This window comes from Streptomyces sp. CAI-85 (assembly GCF_013363615.1).
GTDB lineage: Bacteria > Actinomycetota > Actinomycetes > Streptomycetales > Streptomycetaceae > Streptomyces > Streptomyces antibioticus_B.
The window spans coordinates 1-21,982 of record NZ_JAANNX010000044.1 but is presented as its reverse complement, the minus strand read 5'-3'; the positions used below and the strand labels follow the sequence as shown (position 1 = coordinate 21,982).

Genomic DNA, 21,982 nt, shown 5'->3' with positions numbered 1-21,982 from the left:
CTCACCGCACGATCCTTCTCGTCACGGGGGGCGTGAGCGCGCTGGCGCTCCTGGCCGGAGCCGCGTTCCTCTTCAAAATGCCGCCCTTCGAGCAGGAGCGTGCGATCGAGGCGTCCGAGGTCTGTGCGTCCCTGGGCACGTCCTCCAGTGCCGCCGAGGCTCTGCGCGAGGTGCTGCCGGCGGAGTCCTCGTACTCCTTCGACGACGATGTGACCCCCCGCGTCGATGCCGCGGACGCCGGATACGAATCCGCCTGCTTCGTGTCAGGCGGAGGCGAGCAACTCCTGGTGGCGGACGTACGTTTGATGGCGGACGAGGAGGGGGAAAGCTGGACGGGGTGGGTCCGGGGGACCGCGGCCAGCGACGCGTCGGTCACGTCGCTCACGCCCTTTCCCGGCGGGAAGAAGGCGGTCGCCTCAGGCAGGTTCGCCGCCGTGTTCGTACCCTGCACTTCGGCGGGTCATATCCCGGGCGGCCAGTACAACCTCAGCATCTCCGTCGAACTGAAGAAGCCGGGAGACGCGGGCGCGGCCGCGAACCGCGCCGAGCTGATCAAGCTGGCGACGAACGCCGCTTCCTTCGCGCACACCGAGGCGAAGTGCGATCTGCCGCGCTGATGAACGCTCTGGCTGTCCCAGCACTGTCGCAGAGCCGGCGCAGGGAGGGCGCATCTGGTCGTCGTCGGTGCGGCCGGCGCCGTCAGTGGCGTGATCCTTGTATGGCGCTGCATCTCAAGACCGATATCTGACCCATGGGAGATGGACTACCCGTGTTTCGCCTGCGCCCCAACCACCCCGTACGAATCGTCCGGGCCTCGGGTTCCGTCGCCGTGGTGCTGGCCACTGTGCTGACAGCCTCCTCGTGCTCGGGCGGGGGTGGAGAGGAGGAGGCCAGGAAATACACGGTCCCCGAGGCGCTCTGCGGTGTGCCCGTGAATCCCGAACTGCTCGACGCCTTCCTGCCGGGAGGCGATTCCCTCTCTGTGAAGGCCTCAGCTCCCAACGGAGGGACGAAACGGTGTGACGTGACGGTCGAAGGTGATGTCTCGCTGCGGCAGACCCGCGACGATGAAGAGGCTGATCACGGGCTACACCCAGGCGCTCGAGAATTCCGATGAGTGCCGCTGATGCCGCCGCAAGTCAGGGAGAACCTTAGTTGGGGGCACCACTCCCTTTGATGGCTCGGCGACTTGCGCAGGCGTCGACGATGCTTGTGGTGTTCGGCATGCTTGTCGGCTGCTCGACGTCCGATGAGCAGAGGGAGTACAGCGTGCCCGCCGCCCTGTGTGGTGTCCCGGTAGACCCTGACCTGGTCTCACCCTTCCTCCCGCCGGGAAAGACGGTGAGCGTCCGGAAGAAGACTCCCGTGCCCAGCAGAACGCGGTGTCAGATCGACGTCGACGGCAAGTGGGCGCTGATCGCCAGTCAGGAGTGGTGGACCGAGGGAAGCAGCATCAGCGAAGTGGCCGATGCCCACCCCGAACTGGAATCGGCCGAGCCGACGGACGGCAACGCCCTTCTTCATTCGGGCACCGGGGCAGTGGCGCGGGTCGGCTCCTGCGCGAACGCGGACCTTCCGGAGCACGTGTTGTACACCGCGATTCAGGTGTACGCATCGGAGCGCGAGGACGCATCCGCCATGAAGAAACTCATCACAGCGTACACGAACGAAGTTGAACGTTCGAGCGCGTGCCGGTAGCAGTCAGACCGGCAAGCGGGAACGCACGTGCCGCCCCGGAAGGAAGCCGATGAGGTCTCATCGTACGAACGCGAGGAAATGCGGTGTGGTCCGCGTCGTCATCGCGATGGTTGTCCCCCTGCTGGCGGGTTGCGGCGAGGGGGGCCCGGAGCGCGCGTACGTGGTCCCTGACGCGTTGTGCGGGAGGGCTGTTGACGGTGACGCCCTTGCTTCATTCCTACCGGGAGGCCGCGAGATCGCCGTCAAGGGGAAGTCCTCCTCGGGAACCGAGGGCTGTCAGGTTGTGGTCGACGGCAAGTTGATCGTGACCACCGCGGAGATGTGGGCGGAAGCGGGCCGGACGACGGCCTTCACCGCTGCCCGGCAGTCGATCGGTGCCCTCGACGAGGCGGCGGAGGGCGGGCGGTTCGTGTATTCGGGGAGCGAGGCGTTCGGGAAGACCCGTGGCTGCGTCGACGCCGAGTATCAGCAGGAGCTGTACACCGTGATTCAGGCGGACGGCTCGAAGCGCCGGGATGCCGATGCGATGAAGCGCCTCATCCTGTCCTTCACCGAGGCGGTCGAGGAGTCGGCGGCGTGTACGGCGGGTGCGTTGTAGCGGCCGCGCGGGGACGGCGAAGGGTGGGCACCTCCCGTGCGTGCCCACCCTGGTTTCGCCTGGCCGTGCCTGCGCGTCTACTGGAAGTAGCTGGCGCCCTTCAGGTCGCCGCCGCGGTAGTCACCGCCGGCCGTGTGGACCTTCTGGGAGATCTGGACCAGCGCCGCGTGGATGGCGCGGGCATGCTTGTCCCACTCCGCGGACTTGCCCTGGAACGCCGAGTACGCCTCACCGCCCCAGCCCTGGGACACGTTGAGGACGGCCTGCTTCAGCGCCTCGAGGTCCTCCTCGAGCTTCTTGGCCTGGTCGCCCAGCTCGGTCGCGAGCGCGTCCATCGTGCCGTACGTGACGGCCAGTTCGTCGTAGTGGACTCCGGACATGGTTCCCTCGTTTCGTCGAAGATGTCAGCCGGGCCGCGCGGCCCGGAGAAGCGTCGGTGACCGTCGTCAGTAGCTGTTGAGCGCCGAGGTCTTGCCGCCGAGGTCCTCGACCGAGATCTTGGTCAGGTCGGCCTCGATCTGGTCCTCGAGGTTGCGCTTGTCGGTCTTGTTGAGGTTGATGCCCTCGAGGAAGTCGTCGAGCATCTTGCCGATCGACACCATGTGGGTGTTGATCTCCGTCTGCTTCGTGTTGAAGGCGTTGGCGCCCTGGCCCGTCCACGCCTTCTCGATCATGTCGATCGTGCCCTGGAGCTTCGCCAGCGAGCCCCGGATGTTGTCGTACCGGTCGATGACCTCGGTCTGAAGCTTCTGTACGTCGCCGTCATTGAGCTTGCGGTCGACCATGTCGGCACTCCTTTTCGTGAGAGCTGTGGGTACTTGTGTAAGGACTCAGGTCCGGCGCCGGGAACGGATCACCGCGAAGGCGCCGCCCCCGACCACCAGTACGGCGGCCGCGGCCCCGAGTGTCACCCGCATCGTGGTGTCGTCGGACGACTCCGAGCTTGATCCTGCCGCCGAAGTGGCCCCGCCTGAAGTGTCCTTGGGGGCTTGTGACGAGGTTGATGCGGACGGGGAGGCGGCCGAGGGGTCCTCCTCGACGCCCTCGGTGTTCTCCGTGGCCAGCGGGTCGGTGTCGGCGGCCACGGGCTTGTATCCGCTGTCCTCCAGCACCTTGCGGGGCCGGATCAGTCCGTATCCGAGGTATGTGCTGGGGTCGTCCCTCGCCCAGTCACGTCCCGCGGTGTCGATCAGGCTGGCCAGCACCTGATTGGCCGTCCAGTCGGGGTGCGCGGACCAGACGAGGGCGGCGGAGGCGGAGGCGATGGCTGTGGCTTGGCTGGTGCCCTGGCCTGTGCAGTACGCCTTGAAGGTGTTGTCGCACCAAGTGGGGACGTTCAGGCCGGGGGAGGCGAGGTCGACGTAGTTGCCGTGTTCGGAGAACTTGCCGACCGTGCCGTCCTTGTCGGAGGCGGCGACGCCGACCACGTAGGGGTAGGCGGCGGGGTAGCCGATGAAGTTCTTCTTCTGGGCGTCGTTGCCGGTGCCGGCGATCATCAATTTGCCCTTGGACTGCGCGTACTTGACCGCCGCCAGTACGTCCGCGTGCTCGACATCCGACGTGATGGACATGCTGATGATCTTGGCGTCACTATCGGCGATCGCCCTGATCGCGTCCGCCACCGTAGGCGCCTTCTCGGCCTCGGCCTTGTTGGTGAAGGCTGTCGTGGCCACACGATACGGAACAATCTTGGCTCCGGGAGCAAGTCCCTTCAGCCCGTCGCCAGCACCAGTACCAGCGATCAACTCAGCCATGCTGGTGCCATGACCGTCGTAATCCTCTGTCGCCTTGTAGCCGACAGCCCCACGGGCTTCGGCAAGCACCTGCCCCTTCAGAGAAGGGGTGTTGGCGTTGACTCCCGTATCGACAACGGCCACCTTCACGCCCTTGCCGGTGCTCACCTTCCACATCTCTTCGGCCTGCATCGCCGACAAGTACCACTGGTCCGACTGCCCGGCGGCCGCAGCGCTCGGCGCCAGGCCAGCCGACAGCACGGCCAAAGCGCCGAGCGCCGAGCAGACGGCCGATACGCGTCTCCCGTTTCGTCCCGCGAAAGGCGCGCTCCACCCGCCGCGTCGACTGATCCCTGACACCATTGCTCTGTCTGTCCTCGCTCTTGTCCGGTCAGTCGTTCGCCGACGTCCCGTCACGCCGCTCCTCGCGACGCGAACGGGTCTCACCGGAACGCTGCTTGCCTCCACGCCCCCGGGGCGCGCCGGCACCGCCCTTCGGCGCTCCGACCACGCCGTCGGGGCTGCCGGCCGTACGGCGGGACATCTGTGCCGGGTTCGTCTTCGGAGTGTTAGCCCCGATGACTCCACGCTGGCCGGGCCGCTCGCCCGTGTTACGCGAGGGCTGTGCTCCCTCACGGCCGATGACCGTGCCGCGCGGCACCCTGGGTCCGTTGGCGCCCGGGGTGGTACCGCCGGTCACCGGCTTCCCGCCGACGACACCGGGTCGTCCGGCGCCGTTGCGGCCGGAGTTCATGGCGTTCATGCCGTTGACGGGTCCGCGCGGGACACCGGCGGCCGGCTTGCCCGTCGAGCCTGCGGGCTTCGGTGTTCCGCCTACGACGCCTCGACCCATGGGACCACTGGTACGGCCCGCCGCCTGGCCTGGCATCGCGCCACGGCCCATCGGACCACCGGTACGACCGGCAGCCTGGCCGGGCATGGCACCACGGCCCATGGGCGTTTGCCCCGGCATGGCGCCACGGCCCATCGGACCGCCCGTGCGACCGGTGGCCTGACCGGGCATGCCGCCGCGGCCCATGGGGCCGGTGCCTGTACGTCCTGCGGTGGAGCCGCCTTGCGTGCCGCCGACTCGTCCCTGCGTCGAGAGGGGGCCCTTGGCGCCGCCGAAGCCGGTCGTACGACCGGACTGGCCTCGTGCCACGGGTGGCGTCACCACCGGTCCGATCGGAGGGTTCGGACCCACAGGGGGACCGCCCGTGGTCGTCGTCGGCGGTGCCACCGGCGTCGGCTTCATGGTGTCCTGGGGCGGCAAGGTGCCGACGCTGTCGATCTCAGTTCCAATGGACCGGGGCGGCGTTACTACAGAGCCTTCGTCGGTCTTCCGAGGAGGAGTCAGCTGATCCGTTCGTGTCTCCGACGTCCCGGAGTCCGCAAGGTGATGCTGCGCCTTCTCCGAACCGACAACCGGGGACAGCGCCTTCTGGCTTCCTGGTTCCTCGATTTTTCCGTAGCCCTCCGGAGGCTGCGGCACCCCCACATCCGGCATCTTAGGAAACACCGGCTCCTCGGCCCCCTGCATCATCCCCCCGGAGACCGTGTAGAAGGACGCCAGACGGTACATCTGGTTGATCGCCTCCTGACGGTGGCTCTCCGCCTTGACCGCCGCCGCGTACTCATCGTTGGTGTCGACGCGCTTCGGGGTCGGGATCTCGTCGACCGTCTTGGGGTCGGTGCGGTTGTCGCGGGGTGGCATGGACTTGCGGACGGAGGCGAGGCCGGAGCCGGCGGCGATGACCTGGGTGCCGACCGTGTCGGCGTAGGTGGCGAGCGAGTAGGCCGTGCTGACGAGGTCCGTGCCCCATGTGGTGAACGCGGTGTGCGCCTCGCCCTTCCAGTCGATGTCGCCCAGGTTGGTGCTGAGTTCCTCGGCAGCCTTGGTGATGGCGTCGCGGGCGGCGACCAAGGCGTTGCCGGCGTCCTCCAGGAGCTCCGGGTTCGCGGACTCCACGATGTCGATCATCGCGTTGAGGTCGTAGCCCTCGAAGCTGGTCGAGCCGAAGTGGAAGCCACGCCCACCCATGCCGAACGGGAGGATCTTGGTCACGTTCATGACCGCGTCCAGGGTGCCGTTCTGCTGGGCGGCGTCCTGGTGTTCCGCCGCGTACTCGGGCTGCTTGTCGTCGCCGCTCATCAGTACCCCGCGTCCGTGTGGTCGGCCTTGTTGTCGCGCTTCTTCTCCTCGTTGAGCATCTCTTCGCGATCCCGGTTGACCTCGGTCCGGATCTCGTGGAACCGGTAGCGGAGGTCGTCCTCGAGGTTGTTGAAGTTGACGTCCACGCCGTGCACGGCGATCTGCATGGCCTCGAGCTGGAGGCCGAGCGACTTGGACAGTGACGTGATGCGCTCGTGGACGCGCTCGTATTCCAGGTGGAGCGACTTCGCTTCCGGGAAGTTCCCCATCCCGAAAGCGTCCGCGGTCAGGCTGTGCGCACCGACCTTCGACGAGCCGCCCGCCGAGTCCTCGAAGGCGGTGAGCAGGTCGTCCACACGCTTCTTGAACGCTGAAAGGGCCATCAGGCCACGCCGTACGTCGGCGGCTCCTCCACCCATGTCTGCAGGAAGCACGAAGCTTTCCCTCCCCGTTGTCCGTTGCCTGTCCTGAGCAGCCCACGCCCCTCAAGTGTTCATGACCGCAACATGACCACTCTAATGACTTCCACCGACAGTCCCAACTGCCATATGCAACAGGTGTGCTACCGCTGCTCGAAACTTCACTGATCCTTCACGGCGTGCGGTCCGGGCCGTAGTCCGCTCTCGGTGCTGCGAGCCGTGCCGCCGTCAGGGTGAGCCAGCCGCTCGGGGTGAGGGGCGCGGGCGGGTCGACCTCCATGCCGAGGTCGGCGACGGCCAACGCGTAGTCCGGCTCCTCCAGTTGGAGGGCGAGCAGTTCGTGCACCTCTCCGACGAGGCGGGCCACGAGGTGCGGGTCGGTGGTCGCGCGGTAGTCGTCCACGGCCGCGTCGTGATGTTCGAACTCGTCCGGCATGTCCTGCGAGAACCATCCGCCGAGGAACTGGCCCAGTTCCGGGAAGCGGGCGTTCCATTCCCAGTGGGTGGCGGGGGTGGCCGGGGGCGGGACCAGGCCGTCGTCCACGCTGCGCCGGATGTGGTCGGCGAGGAGTGTCAGCCAGTCCAGGATCTCGCCGTCGGGGAGGCCGACGTCCGGCAGTGCGTAGAACTCGCCGAGCCGGACCTTCAGCCGTCCCGGCGGGTTGCGGGCGTACTCGCGTAGCTGGGTCTCGGCTGTGGCGAGTGCCCAGGGGCGGGTGTGCCAGGTGTGCCGCAGGTAGGCGGTGAGCGCCGCGCTCGGCGCGTCCTCGGTGTCGTCGGCCGGCTGACCGGCGTACGCACGGAGGACCTGGTCCAACTCGCCGTAGCGGCGGTCGTGTTCAAGGGGTGTCAGCGCCACGGTGACTGCACTGCCTTCACAGGTAGACGGGGAAACTGGCGTGTACGGCGAACCCGTGCGCGGCGGACGGCTCGCGACGCAGGACGACCCGGGCGGCACGGACGTCGATCGCGCCCCGGCCGGCCAGCGCCATCGCCTGGAGCAGCACCCTGCCGACGGGGTCCTCCCGGGACGGCCACGCCGCCTCGATCATGAGCCGTCGCCGGGCGGACTCCGCCAGCCAGCGGTGGACGACCTGTTCGTTGCGGGTGACCACATGCTGCGTCGCCCACTGCGCGGTCGCGCGGTCGGGGTAGGTGGCGGTGCGGGTGCGCAAGGGATTCTCCAGGGTGGGCGGTACGGCGGACAGCATCACATCAGCGGAACGACCAGACCATTCCGACCTCCGTCTCCGACACGAGCACCAAGCCGAAGTCGTAGGTGCGCGTGGAGAAGGGGTACCAGCCGGAAACCCGCTCGTAGTAGTCACGGGTAGCGCTGTCTCGCCCCGTGTTCGCGTAGAAGTGCGAACCTTCGGGGAAGCGCGACAAAATGACGCCAGCGTCAGCTTCGAGGGCCTCCCTGCGCTCCTCGAAATCAGGTTCCATGGTGACGTCGACCCAAGGGGTGGCGAGGGCTACGAGGAACCGTAGGGCCTGGGAACGCGGAATCTCATGCAGGTACGACTTCCAGGCATCCGGCGTCGCGAGGGCCTCCGGAGGGATGGCGAACGGGTAGGACGGCTCGTCGATCCTGTCGAGTTCCCCGTCCCACCTGTCCACGGTGCGCCAACCTCGGACGTCACGCGTCTCACCGTGCATCAGGGTGACCACGTCGAGCAGCCAGTTCTCGTGCTCCCTGCCCGTCACCTTGGCGATGGTCACCCGCCGCTCGTACATCTCCATGGCCTCGGCCCAGGACCGCTCGTTGAGTTCTGTCATCGTCCTCTCCCCGTCACCATCAGCGGAACGACCAGACCATTCCGACCTCCGTCTCCGAAACGAGCACCAACCCGAAGTCGAAGGTGCGCGTGGAAAAGGGCTGCCATTCGGAGACCCGCTGGTAGTAGTCGCAAGTGGCGCTGCTTCGCCCGGTGTTTGCATAGAAGTGCGAACCCTCGGGGAAACGCGACAGGATGACACCGGCATCAGCCTCCAGGGCCTCCCTGCGCTCCTCGAAATCCGGTTCCTTCGTGACATCGATCCAGGGCGTGGCAAGGGCCACGAGGAACCGCAGAGCCTGAGAACGCGGAATCTCATAGAGATACGGTTTCCAGGCATCCGGCGCCGCGAGGGCCTCCGGAGGGATGGCGAAGGGGTAGGACGGCTCGTCGATCCTGTCGAGTTCCCCCTCCCACCTGTCCACGGTGCGCCAGCCCCGGACGTCGCGCGTCTCACCGTGTATCAGGGTGGCCACGTCGAGCAACCAGTTCTCGTGCTCCCTGCCCGTCACCTTGGCGATGGTCACCCGCTTCTCGTACATCTCCATCGCCTCGGCCCACGAACGCTCGTCGAGTTCCGTCATCGTTCTCATCAGCGGAACGACCAGACCATTCCGACCTCCGTCTGCGACACGAGCACCAAGCCGAAGTCGTAGGTGCGCGTGGAGAAGGGGTACCAGCCGGAAACCCGCTCGTAGTAATCACGGGTAGCGCTGTCTCGCCCCGTGTTCGCGTAGAAGTGCGAACCTTCGGGGAAGCGCGACAAAATGACGCCGGCGTCAGCTTCGAGGGCCTCCCGGCGCTCCTCGAAATCAGGTTCCATGGTGACGTCGATCCAAGGGGTGGCGAGGGCTACGAGGAACCGTAGGGCCTGGGAACGCGGGATCTCGTGCAGGTACGGCTTCCAGGCATCCGGCGTCGCGAGGGCCTCCGGAGGGATGGCGAACGGGTAGGACGGCTCATCGATCCTGTCGAGTTCCCCGTCCCAGATGTCCACGGTGCGCCAACCCCGGACGTCACGCGTGTCACCGCGCATCAAGGTGGCCACATCGAGGAGCCAGTTCTCGTGCTCCCTGCTCGTCACCTTGGCGACGGTTGCACGCCTCTCGTACATCCCGATCGCCTTGGCCCACGACCGCTCGTCAAGTTCCGTCATCGCCTTCTCCCCTCTCACCACGCGATGAACGACCAGACCATCCCGACCTCGGTTTCGGAGACGAGGACGAGACCCGGGTCCCAGGTGTAGACGGACACCTCCGTACAACTGGTGATGCGCTTGTAGTAGTCGAGATCCGCGCTCTTCCGTCCGGTGTTGGCATAGAAACGGGAACTCTCCGGAAAGCGGGACAGGACAGTGTCGGCCTTCTCCTCCAGCCGGGCCCTGCTCTCCTCGAAGTCCGGCACCCGCTCCACGTCGATCCATGGCGTCGAGAGAGCTACGAGGAGTCGTTTCGCGGAAGCGCGCGGAATCTCGAACAAACGAAGCCTGAATTCGTCCGCCTTAGCGTGGTTGGACGGCAGCACCGTGAAGGGGTGGAAAGGATCGTCGCGCCTCTCGGGCTCTTCCACGTAAGGGTCGTTGACGCGCCAACCGCGCACATCCGGCGTGTCACCGCGCATCAAGGTGTATACGTCGAGCGCCCAGTCGGCGTGCTTCCTCGCCGTCACCTTGGCGATCGTGTGCCTGCGCTCATACATGCCGATCGCCTCGGCCCACGACCGCTCGTCGAGTTCGCGCATACCTGTCACCTCACTCATCATTTCGGCATGGAGGTAAGGACGATGAACGGCGGATCCAGATCCGGCACATACTTCAGCACCGTCGAAACACCATAAGCATCGACAGGTGGAGTCGGATGACCGTTCACGACGGGCGCCGTGCGCCCAGTGACAACCGGGGCTGTCAAGTTTCCACCAGGAACTGCGGCCACGTCAAAGTTTTCCTTATCGCCGATCGGTGGAGGACCTTTAAGCCATTCATCGATTTCCTGCGCATTGCTGCGAATCGAGTATTGTGTGTACTCCTGCGCCGATTCAAGATCAGTGAAGGTCGAAGCCGCCGGGATGTCCGGCCCGGTCGACCCACTTGCCTGGTCCCGCAACCGCTGCGTCAACTGCTCATCCGTCAGACCGACATGCTTGTCGATGCTGTGTCCGCCGTACAGTTCCTCCTCGGTCGCGAGGTCGAGGCTGTATTTGTAGGGGACCTGGCTTTCCGGGCGTTGCCAGCTATGTTCCTTCTTGAAGTCGTTCAGGGTGCGCGCGCCGTAGCCCGCGGCGCGGGCCGCCTCCGCGCGGAAGGTGGGGACGCTGAGGATCGCCTCGTCCAGTTCCGGGACGAGTCCCTTCACCTTGGTGGCGGCCTCGCTGAAGGCCTGGTGGTACGCCTCGACGGCCCTGTCGGCGGCGCCCTTGTCCATGTGTGAGCGGAAGGTGAGGACGATCTCGCCGAACGCCATGGTCGCCCCGAGCCGGGTCAGTTCGAAGAGGTCGAGGCCGGTCGTCAGGTCCTTGACCGTCGCCTTCGTGGCGTCGATGGCGAGCTGGGTCGTCGTGTCCGCGGTCTTGTTGCGCACGTCGGCCAGATGGTTGAGCGTGTCCTTGAGGGTGGTGGCCGTGTTGCGGAGGATCTCGATGACGGGGCGCTGTTTCGCGGGGACGACATTGCGGTTCGTCTTCCAACTGCGGCCCATGGAGACGCGGTTGCCCTGCGGGTCGTAGGTCCGGCCCCATTCCGTGGTGCCCCAGATGGTCTGGCAGAACGCCTTCATCGCGCCCTGCCACTCGTCGTTGCCCTTGTTGTTGGTGATGAACTTGATGGCGCCGTTGAAGTTGTCCGAGGCGGCCTTCGCCGCCTTCTCGGCCGCTTCCCAGCCGCCGGCCATGGTCTTCAGTTCCTCGTCCCGGGCACCCGGCGTGATCTCGTGCATCTTGCCGAGCCTGAGGCCGTGTTCGATCGCCGGGCGGATGACGTCCGCGAGGAAGTCGGGGATCTCACCGAGGACTCCCGAGATGGCCCAGGAGTCCGCGTCCTCACCCGTGCCGACCCACTTGACGTCGTTGACCGGACCGTACTTGGGCAGGTTCTCGATGACGGCGGGCGGCTGCCTGTCGACAGGGGGCGGGCCGTACATACGGCGGGCCTGCCAGTCCGCCTGGACGTACTTGTTCGTCGTGTCCGTCAGACCGACCGCGACGCCGCCCACGCTGACGACGCTCTTCGCCCACAGTTCCAGGAACTTCTCGTTGACCGTCCGGTACGCCTCGGAGAACTGGTCCGCGCCCCAGCCGGTTCCCGCCGACTGGCTGTACTCGTTCAGGACGTCGACCAGGGACCGGGCGCCCTTGTCGTAGTCGAACTGCCCGTCCCGTACGACGAGCGCGGTGTAGTACACGTGCTGGGGCTGTACGTCGAAGCCGCCGCCGCTCGTCTTGGGCGAGCGGGTGCGGGCGGCCGCGGTCTCCTTGGCGCGCTCCTCGTCCGAGGGCAGCTTCTCCCCCATCAGGCGCCGCCCCAGCCGCGCAGCACCGCGAGGTGCGCGGCGGCGTAGTTGGTGTGGCCCGTGGTCACGTACTCGTGGAGCCACTTCTGGGCGGCCTCCAGGTCCTGCGCGGAGCGGTCCCACTCGTCGAGTTTGTCCACGAAGACTTCACGGGTCTCGCCCTGCCAGGACAGCACGACGGGCACGACCCGGTCGTAGAGGCCGTCCAGCTTGGCGTTGAGCTGCTTGAGGATGTCCTCCAGGTCTGCGGCCAGTTCGTGCAGAGTCGTGAAGGACACGGATATGTATTCGTCGGGTTCGTTGCCGGTCGACATGTTTCCCCCTGTTCGTCGGCGACTTCGGTGCTGGACGGGCTACAGGTCGTCGAGGCTGCTCCGCGGGGCCGTCGGGGCCTCGGTGTTCGGGGTCGACAACCGGTCGACCTCGCTGTCGACGTCCACCTCGATCCGGCGCATCTGCGCCAGCACGTCCAGGTCGTCCTGGGAGAAGCCGTCGCGGCTGAGCCGTACCGCCTCCTCCAGGAGTTTCATCACCTCGCGGATGCGTACGGCGTCCTCGGCGGCGGCGCGGTGGAAGTCCCGGTACGCGGATGCGGCCGGGCCGCTCCAGCCGGCCTCGATCCGGTCGACCAGCGCGTCCATGCGGCGGACCTGTTTGTCCAGGTGGCTCTGCATGCCGTCGAGGTCGTCGGCGAGTTTGGTGAGGTTCTCGCTCGACACCTTCAGGTTCGGCCGGGTGCCTGCTCCTGGGTGTGTCAATGTGCTGTCCTTTCCCCCGTTGTGTTCTTCGGTCTAGGGTCTTTCTTTCGGATCTGGCCGGCTCCGAGTGACGGTGCGTCTCGGCGGACCCGAGCGGGGTCTGGTGCGTGTAGCTGCAAGGCGGAGGAGGGCGGCAACGCGATGGGGGTCCCCCCGCGCGAGCGAAGCCGAGCGTGGGGGAGTTGACAACCGACGGCAACGCCGCTGGGGGTCCCCCCTCTGGGGGAGCGCGTGCCAGACCCCGCGCCCCCCGGCAAGATCCGAAAGAGAGGCCCTAGTCGACCCCCGCCACCCTCCGAGCCCGTCTCCGCGCGTCCCTGATGGCCACCGCCGTGCCGCTCGTGCCGGCGACCAGGACTGCCGCTGCCACCGCCACGTACGTGGCGAGGCGGGTGTTGCGTTCGTCGGGGGTTTCGCCGGTCTGGAACTTGGCCGCGGTGGGGGCCTCGGCGCGGGAGAGGCCGTTCTGGGGATCGGGGGACTCGATGGGGCGGTCGTCCTCCGTCAGGGCGCGGACCGGGTCGACCACGCCCCAGCCGACCAGGCGGTCGTGGCCGGCGATGGTGCGCTCGGCGGTCTGTTCGATCTGGGCGACGATCTGGCGGGCCGTCCAGTCGGGGTGCCGCGCCTTGAGCAGGGCGGCGACGCCCGCGACGTACGGCGCGGAGAAGCTCGTCCCGTTGTCGGAGCAGTGGCCGCCCGAGGGGACCGTGGAGATCATGTCGACGCCGGGGGCGGCGACGCCGACGAAGTCGCCGGACTGGGAGAAGGCGGCGCGTTCGTTGTTGCGGTCGGAGGCGGCGACGGCGAGGACGCCGTCGTAGGAGGCCGGGTAGGTCTCCTTCACGTTGCCGTCCAGGCCGTCGTTGCCTGCCGACGCCACGACGACGATCTTCTGGGCGAGGGCCTCGTCGATCGCCTTCTCCAGGTCGTCGGAGGGCTTCACGGCGTTCGAGGTGTCCTGGGAGATGTTGATGACGCCGGCCTTGGCCCGGACGGCGTAGCGGATCGCCTCGGCGAGGGTGTCGGTGGTGCCGTGGCCCTCCGCGTCGTTCTGCTGGATCGGGATGATCGTCGCCTCGGGGGCGAGGCCCACGAAGCCGGTGCCGGCGGCCGGGCGGGCGGCGATGATGCCGGCGACCTTCGTGCCGTGGCCGACGGTGTCCGTGGTGCCGTTCTCCTTGCCCCGCTCGATCGGGTCGCCGTCCTCGTCCTTGAGGCCCTTGGGCAGCAGGTTGCGGCCGCTCTTGGCGTCGACCGCCGCAGTGAGCTGCGGGTTCTCCACGTCCACGCCGGTGTCGATGACGGCCACCCGGACGCCGGCGCCCTTGGAGCGGCTCCACAGTTCGTCCAGCAGCACCCGCTGGAGGGACCAGGGGCGGCCCGGGTAGAGGCCGTTGGGGAACTGGCACTGGTCCGAGTACGGCAGCTTGTCAGCGGCGGCCGCGGGCGGGGGCGGCGCGAGGAGCGGGGCCGTGGCCAGAAGCGCCACGGCCGCGGCCGTCAGCACCGGACGCAGCAAAGTCGTACGCGGCATCGTCGTCCTCCCCCTCACGAACCCTGCGGCTGGCGGGCCGCCGCGGTCGACAGGCGGGGGCCCGTGGGCAGGAACTCCGACCAGGCGGCCGGGACCGGTGCCGGGTCGACGTCCTTGTAGCCGAGCAGGGTCTGCGCCTGCTGGGCCTCGCGCTGCTGCTGCGCGCGCTGTTCGGCGGTCATGCCGATGCCCGCGTCGTCGGTCGCGCTGTCGCCGTTGGACTGGAGGACGTACCGCAGGCCGGTGTCGGTGACCAGGAAGACCGGGCCCGCTTTGGTCGCCTTGCCCTGGAACTGGCGGTAGAGCTGGCCGGATCCGGGGGTGACGTAGGCGCTGGAGGAGCCGGCGGGAAGCTTCTCGGGGAAGTCGGTGCCCGCCCAGGTGCTCAGGGTGGTCGCGCCCGAGTCGCCGTCGACGTCGCGCAGGACGTTGCAGACGGTGCTGCGGCTTCCGGCGGCGGGCGACGGGTCGTTGACGGGCGTGGGGTCGCCGGTCGGCCAGCGGTGGTCGGTGCCGAAGGGCTTGCCCGGCACGATCGCGCCGGGGCTCACCTCGGCGGCGTGACCGGCCTGGCCGAGCGGTGCCAACTCCTCGCTGAAGAGCAGGAGTTGGGCGATGAAGGCGGAGACGGGGGCGACCCGGCCGGGCAGCACCACGTAGTACTGCTCGGCGTTGTTGTCGAACGCCTTGAGGACGGTGCCGACCTTGTCGGTCGCGTCGTCCAACTGGCCCGGCGCGCCCGCCGGTTCACCGGGGCGGCCCTCGATCTCCGGGAAGGCGACCGCGTCGCCCTGGTGCAGGGTGGCCAGCCACTCCGCGGAGACCCGCTGCGGCTGCCGGTTGGAGCCGACGACGGCCCGCAGCAGCAGTTCGTCGCTCTTGTCGATCGGGTACGCCCGGCCCGTCGCGTCCACGACGAACTGGTCGCCGTCCGGGTCGGCGACGTACAGCAACTCGCCGTCGCCGAGGCGTCCCTTGCCGTCGGTCGCCTTCATCTCGTCGCCGGAGAGCACGAGCGCGGCCTTCTGGACGGAGTCGCCGCCGCCCGCGCTCGGACGCTCGCAGACCGCCCAGCGCTTGGCCTTGCCGGCCTCCTCCGCGGAGGGCAGCCGGTCGGGGGCGTACGGGATGCCGATGGTGACGCCGTGCGGGATCTTCCCGTTGTCGAGGACCGACTCGGCGACCGTGACGACGTCACCGCCGCCCGCCTCCAACAGGAGCTTCGCGGACGCCATGTTGAGGACCGGGTGGAGCTGGACCTCGCCGTCGGTCTTCAGGATCACGTACCGGGTGGTCGACTTGCTGGCGATGATCACCTTGGCGTTGGGCTGGTCCCAGCCCTTCGGCGCGGTCGGCTTGAACATGCCCCACGCCCCGAAGACGGCCATGACGACGACGCCGATGATGACGCCGGGCAGAATCGCGCGCAGCGGCCGCGGCGCCCCCTCCTCGGAGCCGTCGGGCGACGACTGGAGGAAGGCCGCGAGCATACGGCGCTTCGCGAAGGTGTAGGCATTGAGCTGATCGCGCCGGGATGCCATCTGTCTGTGTCTCTCCCCGTTGTCCGTCCTGGCCCCATCCGCGGGGTCACGGTCCCGCGCCCCCGATGTCAGAGCGGCCCCCTACTATGCCTGGTATCCGCCGTGGCTCGGCGAGCGGGTAGGGTTCCCGGGCCGTCAAGTGCCCTGTGCGGTGCTGAAATGCGGGCGAGTCGTGAGCGATACGGGGGGATGGAGTGAGGGCTTCGGGAACGCGCGAACGCTCCGGCGGCCGGGCGCGGACACAGGGCTCCCCGGCCCCGCGGCCGTCCGCGGCGCGGCGCGCACCGGGATCGGGGACGCTTCAGCTCAAGGCGCGTTCGGGGCAGGGTGGGGCATTCCGGCTGCAACGCCTCGTCCTGTGGGAGATCGCGGCCGCGGTCCTGCTGGTCGGCTGGGCGATCGGCCCGGTGGGGATGGCGGTGGCGGCCTCCGTCGCCGTCGTGCTCGTCGTGGTGTCGGTGGCCCGCCGCCGGGGCCGCTCGCTGCCCGAATGGCTGGCCACCGCGCGCGGGTTGAAGGCCCGGCGGCGCCTCGCGGAGAAGCTGGAGATACCGGCCGGCACCGAACCGGGCTTCGGACCGGCCCTGGAGTGCGACCCCAGCCTGCGCACCTACACCTACAACGGCCGTGACCGGCGCCCCGTCGGCATCGTCGGGGACGGCACGTTCGTGACGGCCGTCCTCCAGATCGAGGCCGACGCGACCGCGCTGCGTGCCGAGCGGGACCGCCAGCCGCTGCCGCTCGCCCTGGTGCACGACGCGCTCGACGTGGACGGCATCCGCCTGGAGTCCGCCCAGATCGTGCTGCACACCCAGCCGGCGCCCGCGCTGCACCTGCCCCCGCAGTCCGTCGCCGTCTCCAACTACGCGCCGCTCCAGGAGCAGACCGGCGCCCCGGCCGTGCGCATCACCTGGATCGCGCTGAAGCTCGATCCGGAGCTGTGCCCGGAGGCCGTGGCGGTGCGCGGCGGCGGTCTCCTCGGCGCGCAGAAGTGCGTGGTGCGGGCCGCCGACCATCTCGCGAGCCGGCTCACCGGCGCCGGGTTCCGGGCGACCGTCCTCGACGAGGAGCAGCTCACGGCCGCCGTCGCCACCTCGGCCTGCGCCAACCCGCTGGTCACGGCGGAGGCGGGGCGCACCGGCACACTGGAGCGGCGGACCGAGGAGTCCGGCCGGAGCTGGCGCTGCGACAACCGCCGGCACACCACGTACTGGCTGCGCCGCTGGCCGGCCCTGGGCGGCGGCAACGGGCCTTCGCTGCCCCAGTTCATCGCCCTGGTCACCGCGGTGCCCGCGCTCGCCACCACCTTCAGCGTCACCCTCGCGCGCGGGGAGCGCCAGGAGGTCTCCCTGAGCGGGCACGTGCGCGTGACGGGCCGCAGCGACGACGAACTCGTGGCGGCCCGGCGCGCGGTGCAGGGCGCGGCCCGGCACACCGGCGCGGGCCTCGCCCGGCTCGACCGGGAACAGGTGCCCGGCATCCTGGCCACTCTGCCCCTCGGAGGTGTTCGGTGACGGCTACGACGACACGGGCGGCCGGCGCTCCCGAGCCCACCACGGGGCGGCGCGGGGAGCGTTCGCCGCGCAGCGGCTTCGGTCTCCTCGGCCCCCGGCACGGCCGCCACTCGGTGACCGTCGAGCAACTCGCCTCGCTGGCCCTGCCCATCGGGGACGACGGCGTCGTCATCGGCGTGGACGCCGAGAACCGGCCCGCCGTCCTGGGCCTCAACCGGCCCACGCCGTACGACGTCGTCCTCATCGGCGGTCTGTGGACGGCCCAGGTCCTCGCGCTCAGAGCGGCGGCGACCGGCGCCCGGGTCGCCGTGGAGACCGGACGGCCGCAGGCGTGGGTGCAGATGGTGCACGCCATGGGCGGCGGGCAGAACGGCCTCGCGGTGTACGAGGTCGGACGCGTCCCCCCGCAGGGCGCCTCGGCGGGCACACCCGTGCTCGTCGTGCGGGACTGCGGCATGCGGCCCCCGCGCGGGCGCGTCGCCTCTGGACCGTGGCAGGCGGTGCTGACGCTGCTGCCGTATCTCAGCCCGGTCGCCCCGCGGCTGCTGCGGCAGGCCCGGCTGGTCGGCGTCCAGCGGATCTCGCCGGACGAGGCCACGGAGCTGGGCCGCGCGCTGACCCTGCCCGCGGCCGACGTGACGGCGCTGCCCACGCTCGCCGACGGTCTGACCCTGTGGTGCGCCGACCGCGACCGGCAGTATGTGATGACCCAGCCGACGGACGCGGAGATCGGTCTGCTGGGCACGCCCCGGCGAATGGACTGAGACGGATCCGGTTTCCCTCAGTCGTCGTGCGGTACGCGGCACTTCGGTGACTATGACCGTTTCCTGGGGCGGCGGGTCCGCGTGACGGACCTGTGCCGAGGGGTGGGCGGGCCTGCCGGGGCGGGGCATCTGATGATTAGGCTGGTGCGGGGCGCGGCACCGGAAACCCGTGGGGCGGGTGCCGGCGTCCTCGGGGAGGGCCGGCCACCTCGGACGACCTCCGACGAACGGCCTCGAAGCCCCTGCGTACGACGAGAAGACGAGAACTGGTCGACCGGCACGGCATGAAGGTGCTCGACCACACCAGGAGGAACTGTGAGCAGCGATCGGGACGGGACGCGCGGGGGCTGGGCCACGCCCGGCGATGACCAGCCCGACGCGGAGTCCGCCATCGAGACGACGGGCGAGTTCACCATCGACTACGCACCGCCGGCCTGGTACACGCAGAACGCGGGCGGGGGTGGGGGCGCGGGTACGGGTACCGGTGGTGGTGCGGCCGCGCCTGTTCCGGCGCCTGCGCCTGCGCCCGCTCCTGCGCCGCAGGGTGTGACGGGGACGCCTCCGGGGGGTTTTCCGGCGCCGGTCGGTGAGCCGGTGCCGGGGCTGACGCCGCCTGCGCCTGTTCCGCCGACTCCGGTTCCTGCTCCTGCTCCTGCTCCTGCGGCTGACGTGGCGCCCGCGGCGCCGTACGCTCCGCCCGTGGCCCAGGTTCCGGCGCAGCCCGCGCCGGGGATTCCTGCGGGCGCCGGATTCGAACCCCAGCAGCCCCAGCCTGTCGCCGAGGAGAGCGGTGCCGGGAACGGCGACCTGGAGAGCGGCGCGACCATGCGTATCTCCGCGGTGGCCCTGAAGCGGCAGATCGCGGAGCGGGCGGAGCCCGAGGCCGCCCCGGACACGGACTCGGCGACTTCGGCGGACTCGGCCGAGGAGCCGGGTGACACCGGCGAGGCCGCGGCCGACGAGAACGCCGTTCCCGCGCAGGCGGAGGACGAGACGGAGGCCGAGGCGGCGGACGTCTCCGAGGACACCGTGTCCGACGACGCCGAGGACACCGACGTCGTCGAGGGCGCGGAGACGCCGGACGAGCCGTCCGCCGAAGTGCCGTCGGAGGAACGGGCGGAGGAGCCGGCCGAGGCATCGGCGGAGGTATCAGCGGAGGAGGAGACGTCCGCCCCTGCGGACGACGCCCCGCAGACCGACGTGGCCGAGGACCCCGCGCCGCCCGCCTGGACTCCCCCGCCGCCCGCACAGGGCGAACTGCCGCCGCTGCCGCCGTCGTACCAGCCCGCGGCCCCCGCCCCGGCCGCCGAATGGCCCGCACAGCCCCAGCCGCAGCCCGGGCCCCAACAGGCGGACGCCCCTGCACCGCCCGCACCGGCACCGCCCGTCCCGCAGCAGCCCGGTTACGGCTTCCCCCAGCCCGTCGGCACCCCGACACCCACGCCTCCGGCGGCTCCGGGCGGTTACGGCTTCCCGCAGACGGCCCCTGCCGCCGCCCAGCCGAACCCGCAGTCCCCCCAGGCCCCGCAACCGCCCGCACCCAACGCCCAGGCGGGTTACGGCTTCCCGCACCCCTCGGCCCCCAACGCCCAGGCCGGTTACGGCTTCCCGCAGCCCGTCGGCGTCCCCGAGCCCACGCCCCCGGCGGCTCCCGGCGGCTACGGCTTCCCGCAGACCGACCCGGCCGCCGCCCAGCCCAACCCGCACGCACCGCACACCCCGCAGCCGCCCGCGCCCAACGCCCAAGCGGGCTACGGCTTCCCGCACGCCCCGGCCGCCCAGCCCAACCCGCAGTCCCCCCAGGCCCCGCAGGCAGCCCAGCCGCCCCAGCCCCAGGCCCAGACCCCCCAAGCCCCCCAGCCGTACCCCCAGTTCCCCCAGCAGGCCGACGGACAGCGCCCGGCCCCCGCCGGCCCGCAGCCTCCGCACGCCGCCGCCCCGGCACCCGCGCCCGCCCCCCAGGACGCACCCCAGACGCCTCAGGCTCCCCAAGCCCACCAGGCCCCTCAGCCCCACCCCGTCGATCCCCGGATCGGGGCCTCCTGGCCGCAGCCGATCCAGCACGACCAGCGGCAGCCGGTCAACCCCGGTGCCGCGCCGCTCGGTTACACCGCGGCCGTGGAGCTGTCCTCGGACCGTCTGCTCAACGACAAGCGCCAGAAGGCGAAGAGCAGCCGCCCGACCGGAGGCTCCTCCCGCTTCAAGATCGGCGGAAAGAAGGAAGAGGCCGAGCGGCAGCGCAAGTTGGAGCTGATCCGCACGCCGGTGCTGTCCTGCTACCGCATCGCGGTCATCAGCCTCAAGGGCGGCGTGGGCAAGACGACCACGACCACCGCCCTCGGCTCCACCCTCGCCACCGAACGCCAGGACAAGATCCTCGCGATCGACGCCAACCCGGACGCCGGCACGCTCGGCCGACGCGTGCGGCGCGAGACCGGCGCGACGATCCGGGACCTCGTCCAGGCGATCCCGTACCTCAACTCCTACATGGACATCCGCCGGTTCACCTCGCAGGCGTCCTCCGGTCTGGAGATCATCGCCAACGACGTCGACCCGGCCGTGTCCACGACGTTCAACGACGAGGACTACCGGCGCGCGATAGACGTGCTCGGCAAGCAGTACCCGATCATCCTCACCGACTCCGGCACGGGTCTGCTCTACAGCGCCATGCGCGGGGTGCTCGACCTGGCCGACCAGCTCATCATCATCTCGACCCCGTCGGTGGACGGCGCGAGCAGCGCCAGTACGACGCTGGACTGGCTGTCCGCGCACGGGTACGCGGAACTGGTCTCCCGTTCCCTCACCGTCATCTCGGGAGTGCGCGAGACCGGCAAGATGATCAAGGTCGACGACATCGTCAGCCACTTCGAGACGCGCTGCCGGGGTGTCGTGGTCGTGCCGTTCGACGAGCATCTGGCCGCCGGTGCCGAGGTCGACCTCGACATGATGCGGCCGAAGGTGCGGGAGGCGTACTTCCACCTCGCGTCGCTGGTCGCCGAGGACTTCGTCCGCCACCAGCAGATGCACGGCCTGTGGACGAACGACGGCAACCCGCCCCCGGTGGCCGCCCCGCCGATGCCGGGCCAGCAGCAGTACCCGGGCCAGCAGTACCCGGCACAGCCGTTCCCCGGCCAGCAGATCCCTGGCCAGCAGCAGTACGGCGGCGGCCCGACGCCGGGTCAGCCGCCCGCCCCCGGCCAGCCCTACCCGCCCCAGGCCCACGCCCAGGCCCAGCCCCCGGCTCAGCCCCAGCCCCACGCCCCCGCGGCGCACCCGGGACAGCCGTACCCGCCCCAGCCCTACGCCCAGCAGCCGCCCCCCGCGCCGCAGCCCCCGCACGGCCAGCCGCAGCCGGGTCAGCCGTACGCCCCGCAGGCCCAGCAGCCGTACCCGCCGCAGCCCGGCCCCGGCCAGCCCTACCCCCAGCCGCCCCAGCCCCCGCCGGGCTACGGCTACCCCCAGGCACCGCAGGCGCCCCAGGCCCAGGCCCCGCAGCAGCCGCAGCCCCCGCAGCAGCAGGACGGACAGGCCCAGACGCCTCCCCCGCCCCCGCCACGCCAGCAGTAACAGCACGCGAACCCAGCAAGACAAGAAAAGGGGGCGGCCGGTGTCCGAAGACACCGGCCGCCCCCTTCGCTGAACGCCGCGCCCGCTACGCCGACGCCTCCGCCACCAGCTCCCGGCAGCGCTGCACATCCACCGCCATCTGGTCCAGCAGCCCGTCGAGGGAGTCGAACTTCGCCTGGCCGCGCACGAAGGCGAGGAAGTCCACGGCGACATGGAGCCCGTAGAGATCGAGGCCGACGCGGTCGATGGCGTACGCCTCGACCGTGCGCTCGGTGCCGTCGAACTGCGGGTTCGTGCCGACCGAGATCGCGGCCGGCATCGCCTCGCCGCCCGCGTGCAGCCAGCCGGCGTACACGCCGTCGGCCGGGATCGCGGTGTGCGGCAGGGTCTCGACGTTGGCGGTGGGGAAGCCCAGCTCCC

General features: G+C 69.9%; 24 protein-coding genes. 7 read left to right on the top strand and 17 right to left on the bottom strand.

The window, feature by feature from the left end:
* The first annotated feature begins 32 nt into the window (after positions 1-32).
* The 4 genes from G6W55_RS29070 to G6W55_RS29055 all read left to right on the top strand — a co-directional run bounded on the left by G6W55_RS29070 (position 33) and on the right by G6W55_RS29055 (position 2,296).
* Positions 33-617: a hypothetical protein gene (locus G6W55_RS29070; RefSeq protein WP_309243842.1), complete on the top strand. Its 585-nt coding sequence runs from the start codon at positions 33-35 to the stop codon at positions 615-617.
* Positions 618-832: 215 nt separating this feature from the next.
* Positions 833-1,117, top strand: coding sequence for a hypothetical protein (locus G6W55_RS29065; RefSeq protein ID WP_175523748.1), 285 nt, complete (start codon positions 833-835; stop codon positions 1,115-1,117).
* A gap of 89 nt (positions 1,118-1,206) precedes the next feature.
* Positions 1,207-1,698: a hypothetical protein gene (locus tag G6W55_RS29060; RefSeq protein WP_175523747.1), complete on the top strand. Its 492-nt coding sequence runs from the start codon at positions 1,207-1,209 to the stop codon at positions 1,696-1,698.
* A gap of 85 nt (positions 1,699-1,783) precedes the next feature.
* Positions 1,784-2,296: a hypothetical protein gene (locus G6W55_RS29055; RefSeq protein ID WP_175523746.1), complete on the top strand. Its 513-nt coding sequence runs from the start codon at positions 1,784-1,786 to the stop codon at positions 2,294-2,296.
* Positions 2,297-2,373: 77 nt separating this feature from the next.
* Here the strand turns inward: G6W55_RS29055 and G6W55_RS29050 are convergent, their stop codons facing one another.
* The 16 genes from G6W55_RS29050 to eccB all read right to left on the bottom strand — a co-directional run bounded on the left by G6W55_RS29050 (position 2,374) and on the right by eccB (position 15,717).
* Entirely contained in the window at positions 2,374-2,676 is a 303-nt protein-coding gene (locus tag G6W55_RS29050) for a WXG100 family type VII secretion target (RefSeq protein WP_175523745.1), read from the bottom strand.
* Between the two features lie 66 nt (positions 2,677-2,742).
* The gene (locus tag G6W55_RS29045; protein ID WP_030797111.1) at positions 2,743-3,081 is read right to left on the bottom strand and encodes a WXG100 family type VII secretion target; all 339 of its coding nucleotides are present in this window, start codon (positions 3,079-3,081) and stop codon (positions 2,743-2,745) included.
* A 45-nt stretch (positions 3,082-3,126) separates the two neighbouring features.
* Positions 3,127-4,296: a S8 family serine peptidase gene (locus G6W55_RS29040; protein WP_309243841.1), complete on the bottom strand. Its 1,170-nt coding sequence runs from the start codon at positions 4,294-4,296 to the stop codon at positions 3,127-3,129.
* A 124-nt stretch (positions 4,297-4,420) separates the two neighbouring features.
* Positions 4,421-6,181 (bottom strand): hypothetical protein, encoded by a 1,761-nt coding sequence (locus tag G6W55_RS29035; RefSeq protein ID WP_175523743.1) that lies wholly within the window; start codon positions 6,179-6,181, stop codon positions 4,421-4,423.
* Positions 6,181-6,564, bottom strand: coding sequence for a hypothetical protein (locus G6W55_RS29030; RefSeq protein ID WP_254876491.1), 384 nt, complete (start codon positions 6,562-6,564; stop codon positions 6,181-6,183). Before G6W55_RS29030 ends, G6W55_RS29035 begins: the two co-directional genes overlap by 1 nt.
* A gap of 208 nt (positions 6,565-6,772) precedes the next feature.
* Positions 6,773-7,459 carry a contact-dependent growth inhibition system immunity protein gene (locus tag G6W55_RS29025; protein ID WP_175523742.1) on the bottom strand — a complete coding sequence of 229 codons (687 nt, stop codon included), beginning with the start codon at positions 7,457-7,459 and terminating at the stop codon, positions 6,773-6,775.
* 16 nt (positions 7,460-7,475) lie between these two features.
* Entirely contained in the window at positions 7,476-7,811 is a 336-nt protein-coding gene (locus G6W55_RS29020) for an RNase A-like domain-containing protein (protein WP_254876490.1), read from the bottom strand.
* A 4-nt stretch (positions 7,812-7,815) separates the two neighbouring features.
* A complete protein-coding gene (locus G6W55_RS29015; protein WP_175523741.1) occupies positions 7,816-8,379 on the bottom strand; it encodes a hypothetical protein in 564 nt (187 codons plus the stop codon).
* A 19-nt stretch (positions 8,380-8,398) separates the two neighbouring features.
* A complete protein-coding gene (locus G6W55_RS29010; protein ID WP_175523740.1) occupies positions 8,399-8,962 on the bottom strand; it encodes a hypothetical protein in 564 nt (187 codons plus the stop codon).
* A gap of 8 nt (positions 8,963-8,970) precedes the next feature.
* Complete coding sequence (locus G6W55_RS29005; protein ID WP_175523739.1) at positions 8,971-9,534, bottom strand: hypothetical protein; 564 nt, start codon at positions 9,532-9,534, stop codon at positions 8,971-8,973.
* Between the two features lie 14 nt (positions 9,535-9,548).
* Entirely contained in the window at positions 9,549-10,118 is a 570-nt protein-coding gene (locus G6W55_RS29000; protein WP_175523738.1) for a hypothetical protein, read from the bottom strand.
* Between the two features lie 17 nt (positions 10,119-10,135).
* Entirely contained in the window at positions 10,136-11,773 is a 1,638-nt protein-coding gene (locus tag G6W55_RS39470) for an RNase A-like domain-containing protein (protein WP_175523737.1), read from the bottom strand.
* 107 nt (positions 11,774-11,880) lie between these two features.
* Positions 11,881-12,195: a WXG100 family type VII secretion target gene (locus G6W55_RS28990; RefSeq protein WP_175523736.1), complete on the bottom strand. Its 315-nt coding sequence runs from the start codon at positions 12,193-12,195 to the stop codon at positions 11,881-11,883.
* Positions 12,196-12,234: 39 nt separating this feature from the next.
* Positions 12,235-12,639, bottom strand: coding sequence for a WXG100 family type VII secretion target (locus tag G6W55_RS28985; protein ID WP_030797085.1), 405 nt, complete (start codon positions 12,637-12,639; stop codon positions 12,235-12,237).
* A 274-nt stretch (positions 12,640-12,913) separates the two neighbouring features.
* Complete coding sequence (mycP, locus tag G6W55_RS28980) at positions 12,914-14,176, bottom strand: type VII secretion-associated serine protease mycosin (protein WP_175523735.1); 1,263 nt, start codon at positions 14,174-14,176, stop codon at positions 12,914-12,916.
* Positions 14,177-14,190: 14 nt separating this feature from the next.
* Entirely contained in the window at positions 14,191-15,717 is a 1,527-nt protein-coding gene (eccB, locus tag G6W55_RS28975) for a type VII secretion protein EccB (RefSeq protein WP_175523734.1), read from the bottom strand.
* Between the two features lie 194 nt (positions 15,718-15,911).
* Between eccB and eccE the strand changes: the two genes are divergently transcribed.
* From eccE to G6W55_RS28960, 3 genes are all read left to right on the top strand, one after another.
* A complete protein-coding gene (gene eccE, locus G6W55_RS28970; RefSeq protein ID WP_175523733.1) occupies positions 15,912-17,231 on the top strand; it encodes a type VII secretion protein EccE in 1,320 nt (439 codons plus the stop codon).
* Entirely contained in the window at positions 17,228-17,995 is a 768-nt protein-coding gene (locus G6W55_RS28965; protein WP_175523732.1) for a hypothetical protein, read from the top strand. The genes eccE and G6W55_RS28965 overlap by 4 nt, the downstream gene beginning before the upstream one ends.
* 315 nt (positions 17,996-18,310) lie before the next feature.
* Positions 18,311-21,562 carry an SCO5717 family growth-regulating ATPase gene (locus tag G6W55_RS28960; protein WP_175523731.1) on the top strand — a complete coding sequence of 1,084 codons (3,252 nt, stop codon included), beginning with the start codon at positions 18,311-18,313 and terminating at the stop codon, positions 21,560-21,562.
* A gap of 85 nt (positions 21,563-21,647) precedes the next feature.
* Here G6W55_RS28960 and G6W55_RS28955 read toward each other — a convergent pair.
* Positions 21,648-21,982, bottom strand: a 335-nt coding sequence (locus G6W55_RS28955; protein ID WP_303049947.1) for a riboflavin kinase, incomplete at its 5' end; no start/stop codon positions are given.

What these genes read in the sequence shown, in the direction of transcription:
- G6W55_RS29060 (WP_175523747.1), top strand. Translation starts at nt 1,207, where the DNA reads ATGCTTGTGGTGTTCGGCATGCTTGTCGGCTGCTCGACGTCCGATGAG.
- G6W55_RS29050 (WP_175523745.1), bottom strand. Translation starts at nt 2,676, where the DNA reads ATGTCCGGAGTCCACTACGACGAACTGGCCGTCACGTACGGCACGATG.
- G6W55_RS29045 (WP_030797111.1), bottom strand. Translation starts at nt 3,081, where the DNA reads ATGGTCGACCGCAAGCTCAATGACGGCGACGTACAGAAGCTTCAGACC.
- G6W55_RS29035 (WP_175523743.1), bottom strand. Translation starts at nt 6,181, where the DNA reads ATGAGCGGCGACGACAAGCAGCCCGAGTACGCGGCGGAACACCAGGAC.
- G6W55_RS29030 (WP_254876491.1), bottom strand. Translation starts at nt 6,564, where the DNA reads ATGGCCCTTTCAGCGTTCAAGAAGCGTGTGGACGACCTGCTCACCGCC.
- G6W55_RS29020 (WP_254876490.1), bottom strand. Translation starts at nt 7,811, where the DNA reads ATGCTGTCCGCCGTACCGCCCACCCTGGAGAATCCCTTGCGCACCCGC.
- G6W55_RS29015 (WP_175523741.1), bottom strand. Translation starts at nt 8,379, where the DNA reads ATGACAGAACTCAACGAGCGGTCCTGGGCCGAGGCCATGGAGATGTAC.
- G6W55_RS29010 (WP_175523740.1), bottom strand. Translation starts at nt 8,962, where the DNA reads ATGACGGAACTCGACGAGCGTTCGTGGGCCGAGGCGATGGAGATGTAC.
- G6W55_RS29005 (WP_175523739.1), bottom strand. Translation starts at nt 9,534, where the DNA reads ATGACGGAACTTGACGAGCGGTCGTGGGCCAAGGCGATCGGGATGTAC.
- G6W55_RS29000 (WP_175523738.1), bottom strand. Translation starts at nt 10,118, where the DNA reads ATGCGCGAACTCGACGAGCGGTCGTGGGCCGAGGCGATCGGCATGTAT.
- G6W55_RS28990 (WP_175523736.1), bottom strand. Translation starts at nt 12,195, where the DNA reads ATGTCGACCGGCAACGAACCCGACGAATACATATCCGTGTCCTTCACG.
- mycP (WP_175523735.1), bottom strand. Translation starts at nt 14,176, where the DNA reads ATGCCGCGTACGACTTTGCTGCGTCCGGTGCTGACGGCCGCGGCCGTG.
- eccB (WP_175523734.1), bottom strand. Translation starts at nt 15,717, where the DNA reads ATGGCATCCCGGCGCGATCAGCTCAATGCCTACACCTTCGCGAAGCGC.